The 16,872-nt window shown below is 72.2% G+C and carries 12 protein-coding genes; 6 read left to right on the forward strand and 6 right to left on the reverse strand.

All coding sequences use genetic code 11. The annotated features are described in order from the left end of the window. The first annotated feature begins 18 nt into the window (after window positions 1–18). Window positions 19–624 (forward strand): ATP/GTP-binding protein, encoded by a 606-nt coding sequence (locus ACFC02_RS25055; protein ID WP_376361439.1) that lies wholly within the window; start codon window positions 19–21, stop codon window positions 622–624. Between the two features lie 86 nt (window positions 625–710). Here ACFC02_RS25055 and glpK read toward each other — a convergent pair whose 3' ends face one another. Further along, window positions 711–2,231 carry a glycerol kinase GlpK gene (gene glpK, locus ACFC02_RS25060; protein ID WP_376361442.1) on the reverse strand — a complete coding sequence of 507 codons (1,521 nt, stop codon included), beginning with the start codon at window positions 2,229–2,231 and terminating at the stop codon, window positions 711–713. Between the two features lie 298 nt (window positions 2,232–2,529). Beyond that, window positions 2,530–4,155 (reverse strand): EAL domain-containing protein, encoded by a 1,626-nt coding sequence (locus ACFC02_RS25065; RefSeq protein WP_376361470.1) that lies wholly within the window; start codon window positions 4,153–4,155, stop codon window positions 2,530–2,532. A 157-nt stretch (window positions 4,156–4,312) separates the two neighbouring features. Here ACFC02_RS25065 and ACFC02_RS25070 point away from each other — a divergent pair, with 157 nt between their 5' ends. Both ACFC02_RS25070 and ACFC02_RS25075 read left to right on the forward strand, forming a co-directional pair. Beyond that, window positions 4,313–5,122, forward strand: a complete 810-nt coding sequence (locus tag ACFC02_RS25070; protein ID WP_376361445.1) for a M15 family metallopeptidase — start codon at window positions 4,313–4,315, stop codon at window positions 5,120–5,122. 49 nt (window positions 5,123–5,171) lie between these two features. Then, window positions 5,172–5,708 carry an NUDIX domain-containing protein gene (locus ACFC02_RS25075; protein ID WP_376361447.1) on the forward strand — a complete coding sequence of 179 codons (537 nt, stop codon included), beginning with the start codon at window positions 5,172–5,174 and terminating at the stop codon, window positions 5,706–5,708. Between the two features lie 140 nt (window positions 5,709–5,848). Here ACFC02_RS25075 and ACFC02_RS25080 read toward each other — a convergent pair whose 3' ends face one another. Continuing rightward, entirely contained in the window at window positions 5,849–8,209 is a 2,361-nt protein-coding gene (locus ACFC02_RS25080; protein ID WP_376361450.1) for a TIM-barrel domain-containing protein, read from the reverse strand. A 214-nt stretch (window positions 8,210–8,423) separates the two neighbouring features. Between ACFC02_RS25080 and ACFC02_RS25085 the strand changes: the two genes are divergently transcribed. Beyond that, window positions 8,424–10,391, forward strand: a complete 1,968-nt coding sequence (locus ACFC02_RS25085; protein WP_376361453.1) for an acetoacetate--CoA ligase — start codon at window positions 8,424–8,426, stop codon at window positions 10,389–10,391. Window positions 10,392–10,408: 17 nt separating this feature from the next. On the opposite strand, the gene ACFC02_RS25090 is transcribed toward ACFC02_RS25085, so the two are convergent. Continuing rightward, window positions 10,409–11,737: an aminotransferase class I/II-fold pyridoxal phosphate-dependent enzyme gene (locus ACFC02_RS25090; RefSeq protein ID WP_376361456.1), complete on the reverse strand. Its 1,329-nt coding sequence runs from the start codon at window positions 11,735–11,737 to the stop codon at window positions 10,409–10,411. 36 nt (window positions 11,738–11,773) lie between these two features. Between ACFC02_RS25090 and ACFC02_RS25095 the strand changes: the two genes are divergently transcribed. Together ACFC02_RS25095 and ACFC02_RS25100 are read left to right on the forward strand one after the other, a co-directional pair. Beyond that, window positions 11,774–13,081, forward strand: coding sequence for an MFS transporter (locus tag ACFC02_RS25095; RefSeq protein WP_376361459.1), 1,308 nt, complete (start codon window positions 11,774–11,776; stop codon window positions 13,079–13,081). Window positions 13,082–13,118: 37 nt separating this feature from the next. Further along, window positions 13,119–14,042, forward strand: a complete 924-nt coding sequence (locus ACFC02_RS25100; protein WP_376361462.1) for a hypothetical protein — start codon at window positions 13,119–13,121, stop codon at window positions 14,040–14,042. A 79-nt stretch (window positions 14,043–14,121) separates the two neighbouring features. Here the strand turns inward: ACFC02_RS25100 and ptsP are convergent, their stop codons facing one another. Beyond that, window positions 14,122–15,792: a phosphoenolpyruvate--protein phosphotransferase gene (gene ptsP, locus ACFC02_RS25105; RefSeq protein WP_376361464.1), complete on the reverse strand. Its 1,671-nt coding sequence runs from the start codon at window positions 15,790–15,792 to the stop codon at window positions 14,122–14,124. A 78-nt stretch (window positions 15,793–15,870) separates the two neighbouring features. Next, a complete protein-coding gene (locus ACFC02_RS25110) occupies window positions 15,871–16,320 on the reverse strand; it encodes a PTS glucose transporter subunit IIA (protein ID WP_376361467.1) in 450 nt (149 codons plus the stop codon). Between the last annotated feature and the right edge of the window lie 552 nt (window positions 16,321–16,872).

The raw sequence follows: 16,872 nt of genomic DNA on the forward strand, positions 1-16,872 counted from the left end.
AAGCAGGAGAAGAAAAGGATGATCTTCGGGCGCTCCGAGCGCGGCAAGCCCCCGGTCGAACCCCTCACGTTCAAGATCCTTGTGGCCGGCGGCTTCGGGGTGGGCAAGACCACCCTCGTCGGCGCGGTCAGCGAGATCCGGCCGCTGCGCACCGAGGAACTGCTCACCGAGGCGGGCCGCCCGGTCGACGACCTGAGCGGCGTGGAGGGCAAGCACACCACGACCGTGGCCATGGACTTCGGCCGCATCACGCTGCGCGAGGACCTGGTGCTGTACCTCTTCGGCACGCCGGGGCAGGAGCGGTTCTGGTTCATGTGGGACGAGCTGTCCGAGGGCGCGCTCGGCGCGGTCGTACTGGCCGACACACGCCGCCTGGAGGACTGCTTCGCGGCCATCGACTACTTCGAACGGCGCTCCATCCCCTTCGTCGTCGGCGTCAACTGCTTCGAGGGCGCCGCCCGCTACCCGGCAACGGCCGTACGCCAGGCCCTCGACCTCGACGAGGACGTGCCCGTGCTGCTGTGCGACGCCCGGGAGCGCGAGTCGGTCAAGGAGACCCTGATCGGCGTCGTCCAGCACGCGATGGCGTACACGGCCGCCCACCGTCGGTCCGTCACCACGTGACCTGACCTGCTCCGGCCTCGTCCGGTCTGACCCGGCCTCATCCGACCTGCCTGCCTGCCTACCTACTGTCCTGACCATCCCGACTGCTACTCCTCGCCGTCCTCCAGCCAGCCGAAGCTCTTCTCCACCGCCTTGCGCCAGTTGTGGTATTCGCGGTCACGGACCGCGTCCTCCATGGCGGGCGTCCACTCGGCGTCCTTCTTCCAGTGCGACTTGAGTTCGTCCAGGTCGTTCCACACGCCCGTGGCGAGGCCGGCCGCGTAGGCGGCGCCCAGGCAGGTCGTCTCGGAGACCCGGGGACGGATCACCGGCACGCCGAGCACGTCCGCCTGGTGCTGCATGAGGAGGTTGTTCTTCGTCATCCCACCGTCGACCTTGAGGGTCGTGAGCCGTACCCCGGAGTCCTGGTACATCGCGTCCACGACCTCGCGCGTCTGCCAGCTGGTCGCCTCCAGGACGGCACGCGCCAGATGGGCCCTGGTGACGTACCTGGTGAGTCCCGTGACCACGCCGCGTGCGTCCGAACGCCAGTACGGGGCGAACAGGCCGGAGAACGCCGGCACGATGTACGCGCCCCCGTTGTCCTCCACGCTGCCCGCCAGCGGCTCGATCTCGTCCGCCGTGCGGATGATGCCGAGCTGGTCGCGGAACCACTGCACCAGCGCGCCCGTGATCGCGATGGCCCCCTCCAGGCAGTAGACCGGCGCCTCGTCGCCGATCTTGTAACCCATGGTGGTCAGCAGACCGCTCTTGGACGGCACGGGACGGTTGCCGGTGTTGAGCAGCAGGAAGCTGCCGGTGCCGTACGTGTTCTTGGCGTCGCCCACGTCGTAGCAGGCCTGGCCGAACACGGCCGCCTGCTGGTCGCCCAGGGCCGAGGCGACCGGCACCCCCGTCAACTGGCCCACGGCGGTTCCGTACACCTCGGAGGAGGACCGGATCTCCGGCAGGATGCCCTCGGGGACGTCCATGGCCGCCAGGATGGACGGCTCCCACTGGAGGGTCTCCAGGTTCATCAGCATCGTCCGGCCCGCGTTGGTCACGTCGGTGACGTGCTTGCCGCCGTCCGTGCCGCCGGTCAGGTTCCAGATGAGCCAGGAGTCGATCGTGCCGAAGGCGATCTCGCCGCGCTCGGCGCGGTCGCGCAGGCCGGTGACGTTGTCGAGCAGCCAGGCGGCCTTCGGGCCGGAGAAGTAGCTGGCGAGCGGCAGACCGGTCTGCTCGCGGAACCGGTCCTGCCCCTCCGCGCCGCCCAGCTCGTTGCAGAGTGCCGCGGTGCGGGTGTCCTGCCACACGATCGCGTTGTGCACGGGCTTTCCGGTCGCGCGGTCCCACAGGACGGTCGTCTCGCGCTGGTTGGTGATGCCGAGCGCGCTGAGCTGCCCGGCGCGCAGCCCGGCCTTGGCCAGCGCTCCCGCGACCACAGCCTGCACCTTGGACCAGATCTCGGTGGCGTCGTGCTCCACCCAGCCCGGCTTGGGGAAGATCTGGCGGTGCTCGCGCTGATCCACCGCGACGATGGCGCCGTTGCGGTCGAAGACGATGCAACGGCTCGACGTGGTGCCCTGGTCGATTGCGGCCACGTACTTCTCGGCGTTGTCCGTCATGGCTACCCCTTGGTGGCGAGGGTCGGAAGGCCACGTCGTGTCCGGGAACGGGGCTGCTGTGACTCCTGCCCCTGTGTTCTCACTCGTATCAGTTTGTCCCAGATCATGGGGAGACTGCTCGGGATGCAGAGGACACCCGCCTACACGCGGGGAAGAACGCGCGGAGCCGGACCGAAAGGTGGACACCGGATCCGAACACCGGACACCGGACACCGGATACCGACCGTCCGCGCCCACCCGGCCCCCCGCCCGGCGTCCCCGCTCGCAGTCGCCCGCGCCCCGCTGCCCCGAGCCGCCCTCACCCGGCCTGGGGGACCGACGCCGCCCGGCCGCGCCGGACGGTGTGGCCGGTCCGGTCCGCCCGGCCGACGACCCAGCTGGGCCCCCGCAGGGCCTTGGCCGCCTTCTTGAGCGGAGTGAGACGAGCCGCCGCCTGCCGGTGGTCGCTCACGCTGCCCGGCACGCACACGACCGTGGCCAGGGACAGGGTGACCGGCAGCCCGGCGGCCGACCACGGCACGTCCAGCACGGCCGCGACCACCGGGTCAAGGGCCTCCGGGTCCGCCAGCAGCAGGAAGTCGTCACCGCCGATGTGCCCCACCCGTGTGGCACCGTTCGCCGCGTCCGCCAGGGCCCGTCCCACCGACCGGATCAGCTCGTCGCCCGCCGCGAACCCCGCACCGTCGTTGACCTGCTTGAAGTGGTCGATGTCCAGCCAGCTCAGCGCGAACCCCCGGCCGTCGCAGGCCCGCCGGTCCACCTCGGCCGTGATGGCGTCCGAGCCGGGCAGCCGCGTCAGCGGATTGAGCCCCGCAGCCTCCTCGACCCGGGTCTCGGCCAGGGCCCGTACCAGATCGGCGGGCCGTACGACGCCCACGCACCGCCCGTCCCGGTCGACGACCGCGACGTCGTCGGACGTCCGTTCCCCCGCGCCGAGCGCCACCAGGTCCAGCGCCTCCCGGGCCGTGGCCCCGATGTCGACCGTGCGCGGCGGGTCGCCAAGGCGTGCGGCCGGACGGTCCGCGTACAGGGCGTGGCCGTAGCGCCCGGACATCATCAGCAGGAAACGGGACCGGTGCACCGATCGCACCGGCGCTCCGCGGCGGTCCACGAGCAGGACCCCGGTCACGTCGGGCGCACCGGTGAGCAGCGCCCGTACCCGGCCGGCGGAGGCGTCCGCGGGCAGCAGCGCGGCTGGCCTGAGGAACTCCCGCAGCAAGGGCCCCGAGCGCTGCGGGAACGAGGGCCCGGGGGAGGGGGGCGGTACGTACACGTCCGCCACGGGCAGCCGGGCGGGCGGCGCGAACAGTTCGCCCTGCGCCCACTGCGCGCCCGCCGACAGCGCGAGGGCGCACTGCCGTTCGGTCTCCACGCCCTCGACGACGAGCAGGGCCCCCGACTGCTCGCACAGCGTGCGCATCGCCCGCACGGCCGTCGGCCGTGCCAGCAGGCAGGAGTCGAGTTTCACCAGGTCCGGGGAGAGGTCGACGAGCAGCCGCAGCGGGAGGTCACCGTCACCGACACCGTCCGCCCCGATCCTGAACCCCTGGGCCCGAAGCCCGGACACGGCGTCCAGCAGCGCCTTCTGCGGCACGTGGGCGTACGGCGGTACGACGTCGATCGTGACCTCCCAGGGCAGCCGGCCCGCCTCCCGCACGGCATCGCGCAGCGGGCCCAGCCCGCCGAGGTCGGCGAGCGTGGGGGCGAACACGTTGAGGTGGAAGGGCAGCAGCGTCTCGGTGCGGGCCGCCGCGCGCAGCGCCGACACCGCGAGGCCGGAGTCCAGTTCGGGGTCGCGGCGCGCCTCGGCCAGGACGTCGCCGGTCTCGGGCCGGGCCAGGACCTCCAGGGCCATGACCCCGCCGGTGGCCAGGTTGACCACCGGCTGGAAGGCGAAGCGGAGAGTATCCGTCCAGGAGTGCACGGGAGCGATGATGGCGCCGGGTGCGGCGGCGCGGGTCGCGTTCATGAGACGTTCACGTGACGTTCCGGCACCATCACGCCGTGTATGGGAAAGGCCTTTCGACGGTTCGGGCCGCCCGGCTTCCCTGACGAGCCCGGGGCCGGTAGATGTAGGAGACATGACACGACTGCCCTGGGGCCTCCGCGGTGTGATCACCGCCGTCGCCGCCCTGCTGACCGTGACCGCCGCCTCCGCGACAGCCCGCGCGGTCCCCGAGCCGCGGGCGCCCGGGGACTTCGTGGCCCTCAGTGCGGTGGACCCGACGATCATCCAGGAGATCCGCTACTTCACCCCGCACGACTTCGTCGGCGCGCGCGTGGACGGCTACCGGCAGCCGATGTGCGTCCTCACCCGCCCCGCCGCCCAGGCCCTGCACAGGGCCCAGCGGGAACTGCTGCGCAAGGGCTACACCCTCAAGGTCTACGACTGCTACCGGCCGCAACGCGCCGTCGACCACTTCGTGCGCTGGGCCCGTGACCTGGACGACCAGGCCATGAAGGGCGAGTTCTATCCGCGCGTCGACAAGACCCGGCTCTTCGACGACGGTTACATCGCGGCGAAGTCCGGTCACAGCCGCGGTTCGACCATGGACCTCACGATCGTCAGGCTCCCCGTCCGGCCGACGCACCCGTACGTCCCGGGTCAGCCCCTGGTGCCCTGCTACGCACCGCAGGACGAACGCTTCCCGGACAACTCCGTCGACATGGGAACCGGCTTCGACTGCTTCGACACGCTCGCCCACACCCTCGACCCCCGGATCCAGGGCCGTCAGCGGGCCAACCGGCTGCTGCTCAAGAGCACCCTGGAGAACCTCGGCTTCGTGAACCTCGCCGAGGAATGGTGGCACTTCACCTACCAGCCCGAGCCCTACCCGGACACCTACTTCGACTTTCCCGTCTCACAGGCCTCGCTCACCGGCAGGAACTGAGCCGTACGCGGCGGAAGACGACCGTCCACTGATCGGATACAGTCCGCGCGTGTCCGAAAATCAGCATCCGATCGCCAACTCCGTCCCGAACTCGCACTGTTCGGGCTGCGGAGTGCCCTACGGAGAGGGCGTCTCCGGCTGGCCCCGCGCCTGCCCGGCCTGCGGGACGGTGGCCTACCGCAACCCGCTGCCGGTCGCGGTGGCCCTACAGCCCGTCTACGACCCGAAGGGCACCGCCTTGGTGGTGATCCACCGCACCATCGCTCCCGCGCGCGGGGGTACGGCCCTGCCGGGCGGGTACATCGACGACCGGGAGGACTGGCGCCAGGCCGTCGTGCGCGAACTCAAGGAGGAGACGGGCATCGAGGCCGCCGCCCGCGACGTGCGGCTCATCGACGCCATGAGCGCGCCCGACGGCCATCTGCTGCTCTTCGGACTGCTCCCGGAACGTCCCGCCGAAGGGCTGCCACGGTCCCTCCCCACCGACGAGACGGACGGCTGGCACCTGCTGCGCAGGCCCGAGGAACTGGCCTTTCCCCTGCACACGCTGGCCGCACGCGCATGGTTCGAGGGCCGCTACATCTGAACCGCCCGCGTCCTTCTGAACCGCCCGAGTCCTCTGACCTGTCCGAGTCCTCTGAACCGTGAGTCCTCTGACCTGCCCGAGCCCCCTGAGCCGTCCGGGGGCGCTGCCCTGTCCGAGCCCGCTGACCGGTCCGCCGTGTCTCAGTCGAGTCCCCGCACACGCAGCGGACGCGACGCCGCGCCCGCGCCGTCCTCCCGCTCGTGTTCCACGACCACCTCCCGGCCCTGCCGGCGGACGGCGTAGCGCTCGATCACCGGTTCGTCCCACCCGTCGCCCGCATCCGGCACCACCAGCCCGCCCCCGGTCCGACCCGGGGCGGGCGCCCACACCTCCAGTTCCAGCCCGCCCGTCTCGCCCCGCACCGGGATCACGGCACCCGCGCGCGCGAGCACCGGGATCCGCCCCAGGGGCGCGTCGACCCGTACCTGTCCCGGGCCCTCGAACGCCCGCCCGGTCGCGGTGTCGTACCAGCGGCCGGACGGCAGCCGCACCGTCCGCCCGTCCGCCCCGGGACGCAGCACCGGCGCCACCAGCAGTGCGTTGCCGAGCAGGAAGGCGTCCCCGCAGTCGCGCAGCCCCCGGTCCTCGGGGGTGTTCCACCACACCGGCCGCACGTACGGCGCGCCCGTGCGCCGCGCCAGATGCGCCAGCGTCACGAAGTACGGCAGCAGCCGCCGGCGTTCGACGAGCGCCACGCGCGCGTGCCCGAGCACCTCCGGCCCGAACTCCCACGGCTCCCGCCGCCCCGCCCGCTCACTCGCATGCGTCCGGAACAGCGGCAGATACGCGGCCAGTTGGAACCAGCGCAGGAACAACTCCGGCGAGGGACTGCCGTCGAAACCGCCCACGTCCGGCCCCGAGTAGGGCACCCCGCACAGCCCGAGGCCCAGGACCAGCGACAGCGAGGCCCGCAGCCCCGCCCAGCCCGTCGCCACGTCCCCCGACCAGGTTCCGCCGTAGCGCTGCATCCCGGCCCATCCCGAACGGGAGAACACGAACGGCCGCTCGCCCGGCACCAGGGCGCGCACGCCCTCGTAGCCGGCCCGGGCCATGCACAGCCCGTACACGTTGTGCGCCTCGCGATGGTCGCCGCCCCTGCCCTCCAGAGCATGCCGGGCCGACCTCGGCAGCGTCGTCTCACCGAACGCCGCGAAGGAGGTCGGCTCGTTCATGGCGTGCCAGAAACCGGAGAACCCCTGGGCCAGCCTCTCCTCGTACAGACCGCCCCACCACGCGCGTACGCGCGCGTGGGTGAAGTCCGGGAAGACCGTCTCACCGGGCCACACGACGCCCCGTACGACCTCCCCGGCCGCGTCCCGCACGAAGGCGTCCCGCGCCGTCCCAGAGTCGTGGACGGCGGTGCCGGGCAAGGCCCGCACCCCGGGATCGACGATCGACACCAGCCGGATCCCGTCCCGGCGCAGTTCCTCCGCGAGCACGGGCAGTTTCGGGAAGCGGTCCTGGTCGACGGTGAACACCTGGTGCGCGTCGAGGTGGTCGATGTCCAGATGCACGGCGTCCAGCGGGAGGCCGTGCTCGTGGTAGCCCGCGACGATCCGGCGCACCTCCTGTTCACTGCCGAAACCCCACCGCGCGTGATGGTGGCCGAGCGCCCACGCGGGCGGCAGCGCCGCCGCGCCCGTGAGCGAGGCCCAGGTGTGCGCCACGCGCGCGGGAGTGCCGACGACCACCCAGCAGCGCAGCGGGCCGCCGTCCATCCTCAGCTCGCTCGCCCCCGGCCGGTCGTGCCCCGAGCCGGCCCCCTCCTCGCCCTCCCGCAGGACGACCGTGCCGTCCCAGGAGTTGTCGTGGAACACCAGATGGGTGCCCGCGTCCGCGACGACCAGTTGCACCGGCATGGTGATGTACAGCGGATCGTCGCCCGGTTCGAACGCGTGCCCGGGATCGGTGTTCCACAGGCGGTACGAACCGTCGCGCAGCACCGGCCCCGACGCCCGCCCGCCCAGGCCGAAGAACCGCGCGTCGGCGGCCACCTCGGACCGCTGCATCCAGCGCGCCGGGCCCCCGCCGGCCGGCTCCCACCACCGGGGCGGCAGATCACGGCGCAGCCGCACACCCCCGGGCGTACACACCTCCACGGCGCCCCGGCGCGAGACGGTGACCGTGACCCGCTCGGCCACGACCCGCCAGCCGCCGTCCTTGTCCGGCTCCAGCACCGCGCGCGGGTCCGGCTCCGGAGCGCCCCCGGCCAGCGCGTACGACGGCTCGGGACCCGCCCCGTCCCAGCCCCAGAAGACCGCGCCGTTCACCGCGACGACGATGCGCAGCTCCGAACGGCTGAAGCGCACCACGCCGCCCCCGGGCCCCGGCCGCGCGTCCCGCACCTCGCCGGGCACCCGCGCCCGCTCGGCACCCCGGGGCGGCAGTCCCACGGCGTCGGCACGCCGCCTGCGCCAGGCGGCCCGCACGGTGCGCACCCCCTGGGCCGCCCCCGCGGAACCGACCGCCTTCACCGAACGCACCAGGTCACGACCGTTCATGCTGCTCACCCTGCCATTGACAGCCCCTGACGTGTGTGCTGTTCAACTGCCGTTCACCAAGGCCGGGACCACATCTTCACGGCAGGGAGTGTGTGAGGCGGGCCCTGGTGCGGAAGTCGATCACGTGGCATCGTCCGTGTCAGCCGCGTCACGCGCACACCCCCGCACGTGCGCGGACCGACGCACACGACGCGCAGAGTCCGGGAGCCGCCCCATGTCGACCGTGAACCCCCTGCCGCTCTGGCAGCCCGATCCGCAGCGGATCGCCCAGGCACAGATCACACAGTTCCAGGCCTGGGCGGCCGCACACCACGGAGCACCCGCCGAGGGGGGCTACCCGGCCCTGCACCGCTGGTCCGTGGAGCACCTGGACACCTTCTGGAAGGCCGTCACGGAGTGGTTCGGCGTTCGGTTCTCCACCCCCTACGCGCGCGTGCTGGGCGACCGCACCATGCCCGGCGCACAGTGGTTCCCCGGCGCCACCCTCAACTACGCCGAACACGCGCTGCGCGCCGCCGCCGACCGCGCGGACGAGCCCGCCCTGCTGCACGTCGACGAGAGCCACGAACCGCGCCCGGTGACCTGGTCCGAACTGCGCCGCCAGGTCGGCTCCCTGACCGCCGAACTGCGCGCCCTCGGCGTACGCTCCGGCGACCGCGTCAGCGGCTACCTGCCGAACGTCCCCGAGGCCGTCGTCGCCCTGCTCGCCACGGCCGCCGTCGGCGCGGTGTGGACGTCCTGCGCCCCCGACTTCGGCGCCCGCAGCGTCCTCGACCGCTTCCAGCAGGTCGAACCGGTCGTCCTCTTCGCCGTCGACGGGTACCGCTACGGCGGCAAGGAGCACGACCGCCGCGACGTCGTCGCCGAGCTGCGCCGCGAACTGCCCACTCTGCGCGCGGTCGTGCACATCCCCCTGCTCGGCAGCACCGCCCCCGAGGGCGCCCTCGCGTGGCCGGACCTGACCGCCGCCGACGTGGAACCCGTCTTCGAGCAGGTGCCCTTCGACCACCCCCTGTGGGTGCTGTACTCCTCGGGCACCACGGGCCTGCCCAAGGCCATCGTGCAGTCTCAGGGCGGCATCCTCGTGGAGCACCTCAAGCAGCTCGGCCTGCACTGCGACCTGGGCCCCGAAGACCGTTTCTTCTGGTACACGTCCACCGGCTGGATGATGTGGAACTTCCTCGTCTCCGGCCTGCTGACGGGTACGACGATCGTCCTGTACGACGGAAGCCCCGGGTATCCCGACACCGGCGCCCAGTGGCGGGTCGCCGAGCGCACCGGAGCCACCCTCTTCGGCACCTCCGCCGCGTACGTCATGGCCTGCCGCAAGGCGGGAGTGCACCCCTCGCGGGACTACGACGTCTCCAGGATCCGGTGTGTCGGCACCACCGGGTCGCCGCTCCCGCCCGACGGGTTCCGCTGGCTGCACGACGAGGTCGGCGAGGGCCTGTGGATCGCCTCCGTCAGCGGAGGCACGGACGTCTGCTCCTGCTTCGCGGGAGCCGTACCCACCCTGCCGGTCCACATCGGCGAACTCCAGGCCCCGTGCCTGGGCACCGACCTGCGGTCCTGGGGCCCCAGCGGGGCACCACTGGTCGACGAGGTCGGAGAACTCGTCGTCACCAACCCCATGCCCTCCATGCCGATCCACTTCTGGAACGACCCGGACGGCAGCCGTTACCACGACAGCTACTTCGCCGTGTATCCCGGCGTGTGGCGGCACGGCGACTGGATCACGCTCACCTCCCGCGGCTCCGTGATCATCCACGGCCGCTCCGACTCCACGCTCAACCGCCAGGGCGTACGCATGGGCTCCGCCGACATCTACGAAGCCGTCGAACGGCTCCCCGAGATCAAGGAATCCCTCGTCATCGGCGTCGAACAGCCCGACGGCGGCTACTGGATGCCCCTCTTCGTGCACCTGGCCCCGGGAGCCGTCCTGGACGACGCGCTCCTGGACCGCATCAAGCGCGCCATCCGCGAACAGCTCTCACCGCGGCACGTCCCCGACGAGGTCATCGAGGTACCGGGCGTCCCGCACACCCTCACCGGCAAACGCATCGAGGTCCCGGTCAAACGCCTGCTCCAGGGCACCCCGCTGGAGAAGGCGGTCAACCCCGGATCCGTCGACGACCTCGGCCTGCTGCGCTTCTACGAGGAACTGGCCCGCAAGCGCGCCTGAGGGGGAGCGCCCCCGGCTCAGCCGCCGTAGGTGGCCTCCGACTCGCCGAGCACGGCCGCGAAGTCGGAGGCCAGCCGGGCCGCGTCGGCCGGTTCCAGGTCGGCCACGGAGATCCGTACACCCGGCTGCGACGACAGCCGGAACCGGGCCCCCGCGGCGACCCACCAGCCGTAGGACCGCAATCCGTTCACCACGGCGGACTCGTCGGACACCGGCACCCACACGTTCATGCCGCTCGCCCCGTGCGCCCCGATCCCGCCGGCCGCCAGGTCCCGCAGCAGAGCGGTTCGGCGTACGGCGTACGTCTCACGCGCGCGGGACACCAGCGCGCGCGTGCCCTCGTCCGTCATCAGCCCGTGGACCGTCTCCTGGAGCAGGTGGCTGACCCAGCCCGAGGTCAGCAGCAGCCGCCCGTCGTGCCGGGCCAAAGTGGTGGCGTCGCAGGCCGCAGCCGCCCAGCGGAGGTCCGCCCCCAGGAACTTGCTCACCGTCCGCACGTGCACCCACCGGGCCAGACCGCCGGAGGCGAGCGTGCGCAGCGGCACGTCCGCCACCGCCGAGGCATGGTCGTTCTCCACGACCAGCACGTCCGGCTCCGCCCGCACCACGTCGAGCAGCGCCGCGCGGCGCTCGTCCGAGAAGCAGCCGCCGTAGGGATTCTGGCCCCGGGGACTGCACACCACGGCCCGCGCCCCCGCCCGCAGCGCCCGCCGCAGGGCGTCGGGGCGCATCCCCTCGTCGTCCACCGCCACCGCGACACTGCGCAGCCCCAGCGCGGTCAGCAGGTCCAGCAGGTGGTGGTAGCCCGGGTCCTCCATCGCGACCGCGTCCCCCGGGCGCAGTTCGACGGAGAGCAGGCGCCCCACCAGGTCCAGCGCGCCGTGCGCGAACGTCACGTGCTCCACCGGCACACCGTCGGCCCGCAGCCAGTCCCGCACGGTCTCCTCCAGCCGGGACAGACGCGGTGTCGAACGGTGCGACCGCGCCCCCGGCGACAGGCGCGAGGGTGGCACCAGGCCCGGCAGGAACGCCGGGTCCGGATGCCCGCCCGCCAGGTCCCGCAGCCCTCGCGGCACCTTGGGGGGCCTGCGGGACGCCACCGCGGGGGCCGGCGCCACCACGGTCCCCCCGCGCCCACGGGTGACCACGATGCCCCGCCCGCGCAACTCCTTGTACGCGGTCGCGACCGTCCCCGGACTGACGGCCAGCTCATCGGCGAGCCGGCGCACCGGCGGAAGCGCCGCACCCGGCGTCAGCGCCCCCTCAAAGACGCCGCGCTCCACCGACGCGGCAATCGCCTTGGCCGTCGTACCACTGATCGCATAATGTACTGCCACGTTGATCATTATGTATCAATACATAAGCTCGGGCAAGGGGGAGCGGTGGGAATCACCCGCGGAACGAAGACCGGGAACACCAGCACACGACGGGGCGCCGGAACAGGAGAACCCCGCATCCCCGGAGGGCCGGACGGCCGCCGCATGCTCCTGGTCGCCCTCGTGGACCGCACCGGCAGCGGACTGTGGGCCTCCGTCTCCGTCTTCTACTTCACCTACGTCTCCCACCTCTCCCTCGCCCAGGTGGGCACCCTCGCCGCCCTCGCCGGAGCCGTCGGCATCGCCGGCGCCCCGATCGGCGGCCGCATCGCCGACCGGCTCCCGCTCACCCGCGTCCTCGTCGCGCTCCAGCTCCTGCGCGCCCTGGCCTCCCTCGGACTGCTCACCACCGACAACTACGCCCTGCTCCTCGCCTTCTCCGCGCTCGGCAGCCTCGGCGACCGCGCCGCGAGCATCCTCACCAAGCTCTACGCCACCCGCGTCTCCGGCCCGGACCGCGTCCGCTACCAGGCGCTCAACAGGACCGCGGCCAACGCGGGCTGGGCCCTGGGCGGCCTCGCCGCCGCGGCCGCCCTCGCCCTCGGCACCACCGCCGCCTACCGGTGGCTCCTCCTCGGCGACGCGCTCTCCTTCACGGCCGTCGCCCTCCTGACCCTGCGCTGCGGCGAACCCCCGTCCCCCTCCCGCACCGTCGCGACCTCCGGAACCCCGGCCCCCGCCGGCCGCTCCGCGACCCCCTGGCGCGACCGCACCTACCTCGCCTACGTCGCCACCGAAACCGTCCTCTTCCTCGACGACGCGGTCTTCAAGGTCGGCCTCCCCCTGTGCATCGCCCATTCAGGCACCGCACCCCACGGCCTCGCACCCCTGCTCATGGTGCTGAACAACGTGATGGTGGTCGCCCTCCAAGTGCCCCTGGCGCGCTTCGGAGCCACCACCGCGGCAGCCCGCACCCTCCTGATCCCGCTCTCCCTCGCCTATGCCCTGGGCGGCACCGCCCTGGCCCTCTCCGCCACAGGCGGCCCCCTCCCCTCCACCGTGTTCCTCACCGCGGCGGCCACGGCCTTCACCCTCGCCGAGATGCTCCACGCCACCGTGTCCTGGGAACTGTCCGTCGCCCTCGCCCCCGACGTGGCACAGGGCGCCTACCTCGGCGTGCACGGACTGGCCCAGTCCGCCCAGCGCAGCATCGGACCCCTCGCCGTCACCGCGGCCATCGCCGCGGGCCCCGCCGGATGGGCCGTCTTCGGCGCCACCATCGCCCTGACCTGCGTCATCCAGCACCGCACGGTCCGCGACCGACTCGCGCAACCCCCGTTGTCAGTGCCGCCAGTTACTGTGAGTGAGCACTGATGGACCGTGCACACACGGGGAAACCATGGGGGAGAACATGACGCACACCGACCACCGGGCCATGCGACGCGTCCTGCGCCGGGAGATCGCCGGCACCATCGGCCTGCTCACCGACGAACACGACTTCCGCGCCATGCGGCGCTACCGCAGCTTCGCCTTCGACGACCACTCCACGTACCTGCAACAAGTGGAAGCGCTCCTGCGGACCAGGGCGGCCCTCGGCGGCCACACCACCGTCGCCCTCTTCGACCCCGAGGAGTACGCCGAATTCTGCGCCCGTACCCACCTCGACCCCGACGCTCCCGCCAGCCGCGCCCGCTTCACCGCCGAGATCGCGGTCCTCGGCCCGACCGTCCCCTACGACGGCCGACCGCTCACCGAACTGGTCCCGGCCCTCGTCGACGAAGCCGTCCGCCAGGCGACCTGGGAGTACGCCTCCACCCTCCTCGCCCGGCTCGGCCCCTGTGCCTCCTGCGGCGAGGACATCGGCCGCGCCGCCTTCACCCGCGCCGCCGGCCTCCTCGCCCGCATCCTCGACACCGCCCCGCCCGGCAACCGGCACCTCGTCTGCAGCGTCTCCACCGCACCGGAGACCCTCCTCACCGTGCTCCACGCCGACGACGGCAACGGCGACGCCTCACAGAGCGACGCCCCACACGCCGGCGCCATCCGGCTCGACGAGGCCGAAGCCCTCGAATTCACCACCGTCCTGGCCCTGGGCCTCGCCACGCACAGCCCCGGCGGCCTCGTCATGCGCACCATCGCGCCGGACACCCCCGACCGCATCTACGGCTGGCGCCTGCGCGGCGACGCCCTGGAACCGCTCACCGCGGGCGAGGTCTTCGACGCCTACTGCACCGACGTCGAATCCGGCGGACTCGTCGCACCGGAATCCGGCGTCGACTACGGCACACCACCCGACCTCGGAGAAGCAGGCCCCGCCCCACGACACCGGCACTGAACACGCGAAGGGCGCTCCACCCGAAGGTGGAGCGCCCCACACGACAAACCGGGGAACAGCACGGTCCGAACCGGCCCGGTCACTCGCCGGACAGCACCGCCTGAGCCGCGCCACGGGCCTCCTCGGCACTGTCCGCGGCACGCGCGGCCGCGGCGGCACGCTCGCACTGCGCCAGCGTGTACTTGGCCAGCGTCGCCCGGACATAAGGAAGCGATGCCGCGCCCATGGACAGGGAGGTGACCCCCAGACCGGTCAGGACACACGCCAGCAGCGGGTCCGAGGCGGCCTCACCGCAGACACCGCAGCTCTTGCCCTCGGCCCGCGCCGCCTCGGCGGCCAGCGCCACCAGGTCGAGCAGCGCGGGCTGCCACGGGTCCTGCAGCCGGGACACCGCACCCACCTGTCGGTCGGCGGCGAAGGTGTACTGCGCCAGGTCGTTCGTCCCCAGCGACAGGAACTCGACCTCCTGGAGCACCGAGCGGGCCCGCAGCGCGGCCGACGGGATCTCGACCATCGCACCGAACTTCGCCCGCAGCCCCGCCGCCCGGCAGGCATCCGCGAACGCCTTGGCGTCCGCCCGGTCGGCGACCATGGGCGCCATGACCTCGAGGTAGACCGGCAGCCCCTCGGCCGCCTTCGCGAGAGCCGTCAGCTGGGTGCGCAGCACCTCAGGGTGGTCCAGCAGCGTGCGCAGGCCGCGCACCCCCAGGGCAGGGTTCGGCTCGTCGGCAGGCGTCAGGAAGTCCAACGGTTTGTCCGCGCCCGCGTCCAGCACCCGCACGACGACACGGCCCTCGGGGAAGGCCTCCAGCACCTGCCGGTAGGCCTCGACCTGCTTCTCCTCCGACGGCGCCTTCTTGTCGTCGTCCAGGAAGAGGAACTCGGTGCGGAACAGGCCCACGCCCTCGGCACCGGCCTCCACCGCGGCCGCCACATCCGCGGGACCACCGATGTTGGCGAGCAACGGCACCTTGTGACCGTCGGAGGTGGCGCCCGGCCCGGTCGACGCGGCCAGCGCGGCCCTGCGCTCGGCGGCCGCGGCCTCCAGCTGCGCCTTCTTCCCGGCACTCGGGTTCACGAAGATCTCACCGGTGCTGCCGTCCACGGCGATCATCGTGCCCTCGGCCAGCTCGCCCGCTCCGGGCAGCGCCACCACGGCCGGCACACCGAGCGCCCGCGCAAGGATCGCGCTGTGACTGGTCGGACCGCCCTCCTCGGTGACGAAACCGAGGACCAGCGCGGGATCCAGCAGCGCGGTGTCCGCCGGAGCCAGGTCACGCGCGACCAGGACGTAGGGCTCGTCACTGTCCGGCACACCCGGCATGGGCACGCCCAGCAACCGCGCGACGATACGGTTCCGCACGTCGTCGAGGTCCGCCACCCGACCGGCGAGGTACTCACCGGCTCCGGCGAGCAGGTCGCGGTAGGCGGCGAACGCGTCGTACACCGCGCGCTCCGCGGTGCTGCCGACGGCGATGCGCCGGTCGACATCGGCGATCAGCTCGGGATCCTGCGCCATCATGGCCTGCGCCTCGAGTACCGCCTGGGCCTCACCGCCAGCCAGGTTGCCGCGCGCCGTCAGATCGGCCGCCACAGCCTCCACGGCCTGGCGGGCGCGCCCCTGTTCGCGCTCCGCATCCTCCGCCGCTATCTGCTTGGCCGGCGGTTCCAGCACCGCCGTCCCCATGTGCCGAACCTCGCCGATCGCCACACCGTGGCTCACGCCGACGCCTCGCAGCGTTGTCTCCATGTCACCCGTCTCCGAATAGTGCGGCGGGTCCCGCCGCGGTGGTCGTTCTGTGTGCCGTCCCGGGGAACGGCCGGCCGGTCACTCCCAGGCGAAAAGGCTGTCGCCGGCCTTCACATCGCCGCTTTCGCGAAGCTCGGAGAGGGATTCGGCGGTGGCCTCCAGCGCCACGACCGGGCACACGGGGGACTTGCCGGCGGCCTCCACGGCGGCGGGGTTCCAGCGCACCACCGCCTGGCCGCGGGTCACCGTGTCGCCCTTGTTCACGAGCAGCTCGAAGCCCTCGCCGTTGAGCTGGACGGTGTCGATGCCGAGGTGGACGAGCACGCCGTGCCCCTGCTCGTCGACGACCACGAAGGCGTGCGGGTGCAGCGAGACGATGACACCGTCCACGGGAGCGACGGCCTCCGACGGCTCACGCACGGGGTCGATCGCCGTGCCCGGGCCGACCATGGCGCCGGAGAAGACGGGGTCCGGCACAGCGGCCAGTCCGATGGCGCGTCCGGCAAGCGGGGACGTCACGGTGGTCATGGGAAGCCTCCCAGGGGTGGAGATTCGTATAGGCCGTCACTGCCTGTCCCGGACGGCGCGCTGTGCAGCAGCGTATGTCACGGTAAGTGCCGGTTCCGGCCGAGAGCTTACGACAGCTCACCTTAGTGGTCTAGACCACCAAACTCATCGATTTGCACCCGCTCCGGGGGCCCCTGTACAGTCGTACTCCTGCCTGGGGGTGAGTGACGCGATCAAGCGTCCTTGGCCCAAGCGGAACCCAACTCGTCAGATCCTATCTCTGGATCGCCTTCCGCATGCTCGCGGAACGGTGGTCAAGAGGGCCGGAAAAGCCTGATAGAGTTTGGATCACCGAAGGGAAGCGCCCGGAGGAAAGCCCGAGAGGGTGAGTACAAAGGAAGCGTCCGTTCCTTGAGAACTCAACAGCGTGCCAAAAGTCAACGCCAGATATGTTGATACCCCGTCCTCTGGTCATCATGACCGGGACGAGGTTCCTTTGAAAAAACACAGCGAGGACGCTGTGAACCGGGAGAACATTCCTTCTCCTGGTTCCGCTCTCGTGGTGTTGCACCG

It is taken from the genome of Streptomyces sp. NPDC056160 (assembly GCF_042268205.1).
Classification (GTDB): domain Bacteria; phylum Actinomycetota; class Actinomycetes; order Streptomycetales; family Streptomycetaceae; genus Streptomyces.

Excerpts from the sequence above, each read along its gene's own strand:
- ACFC02_RS25100 (WP_376361462.1), top strand. The coding sequence starts at position 13,119 with ATGACGCACACCGACCACCGGGCCATGCGACGCGTCCTGCGCCGGGAG.
- ptsP (WP_376361464.1), bottom strand. The coding sequence starts at position 15,792 with ATGGAGACAACGCTGCGAGGCGTCGGCGTGAGCCACGGTGTGGCGATC.
- ACFC02_RS25080 (WP_376361450.1), bottom strand. The coding sequence starts at position 8,209 with ATGAACGGTCGTGACCTGGTGCGTTCGGTGAAGGCGGTCGGTTCCGCG.
- ACFC02_RS25085 (WP_376361453.1), top strand. The coding sequence starts at position 8,424 with ATGTCGACCGTGAACCCCCTGCCGCTCTGGCAGCCCGATCCGCAGCGG.
- glpK (WP_376361442.1), bottom strand. The coding sequence starts at position 2,231 with ATGACGGACAACGCCGAGAAGTACGTGGCCGCAATCGACCAGGGCACC.
- ACFC02_RS25090 (WP_376361456.1), bottom strand. The coding sequence starts at position 11,737 with ATGATCAACGTGGCAGTACATTATGCGATCAGTGGTACGACGGCCAAG.
- ACFC02_RS25055 (WP_376361439.1), top strand. The coding sequence starts at position 19 with ATGATCTTCGGGCGCTCCGAGCGCGGCAAGCCCCCGGTCGAACCCCTC.
- ACFC02_RS25070 (WP_376361445.1), top strand. The coding sequence starts at position 4,313 with ATGACACGACTGCCCTGGGGCCTCCGCGGTGTGATCACCGCCGTCGCC.
- ACFC02_RS25110 (WP_376361467.1), bottom strand. The coding sequence starts at position 16,320 with ATGACCACCGTGACGTCCCCGCTTGCCGGACGCGCCATCGGACTGGCC.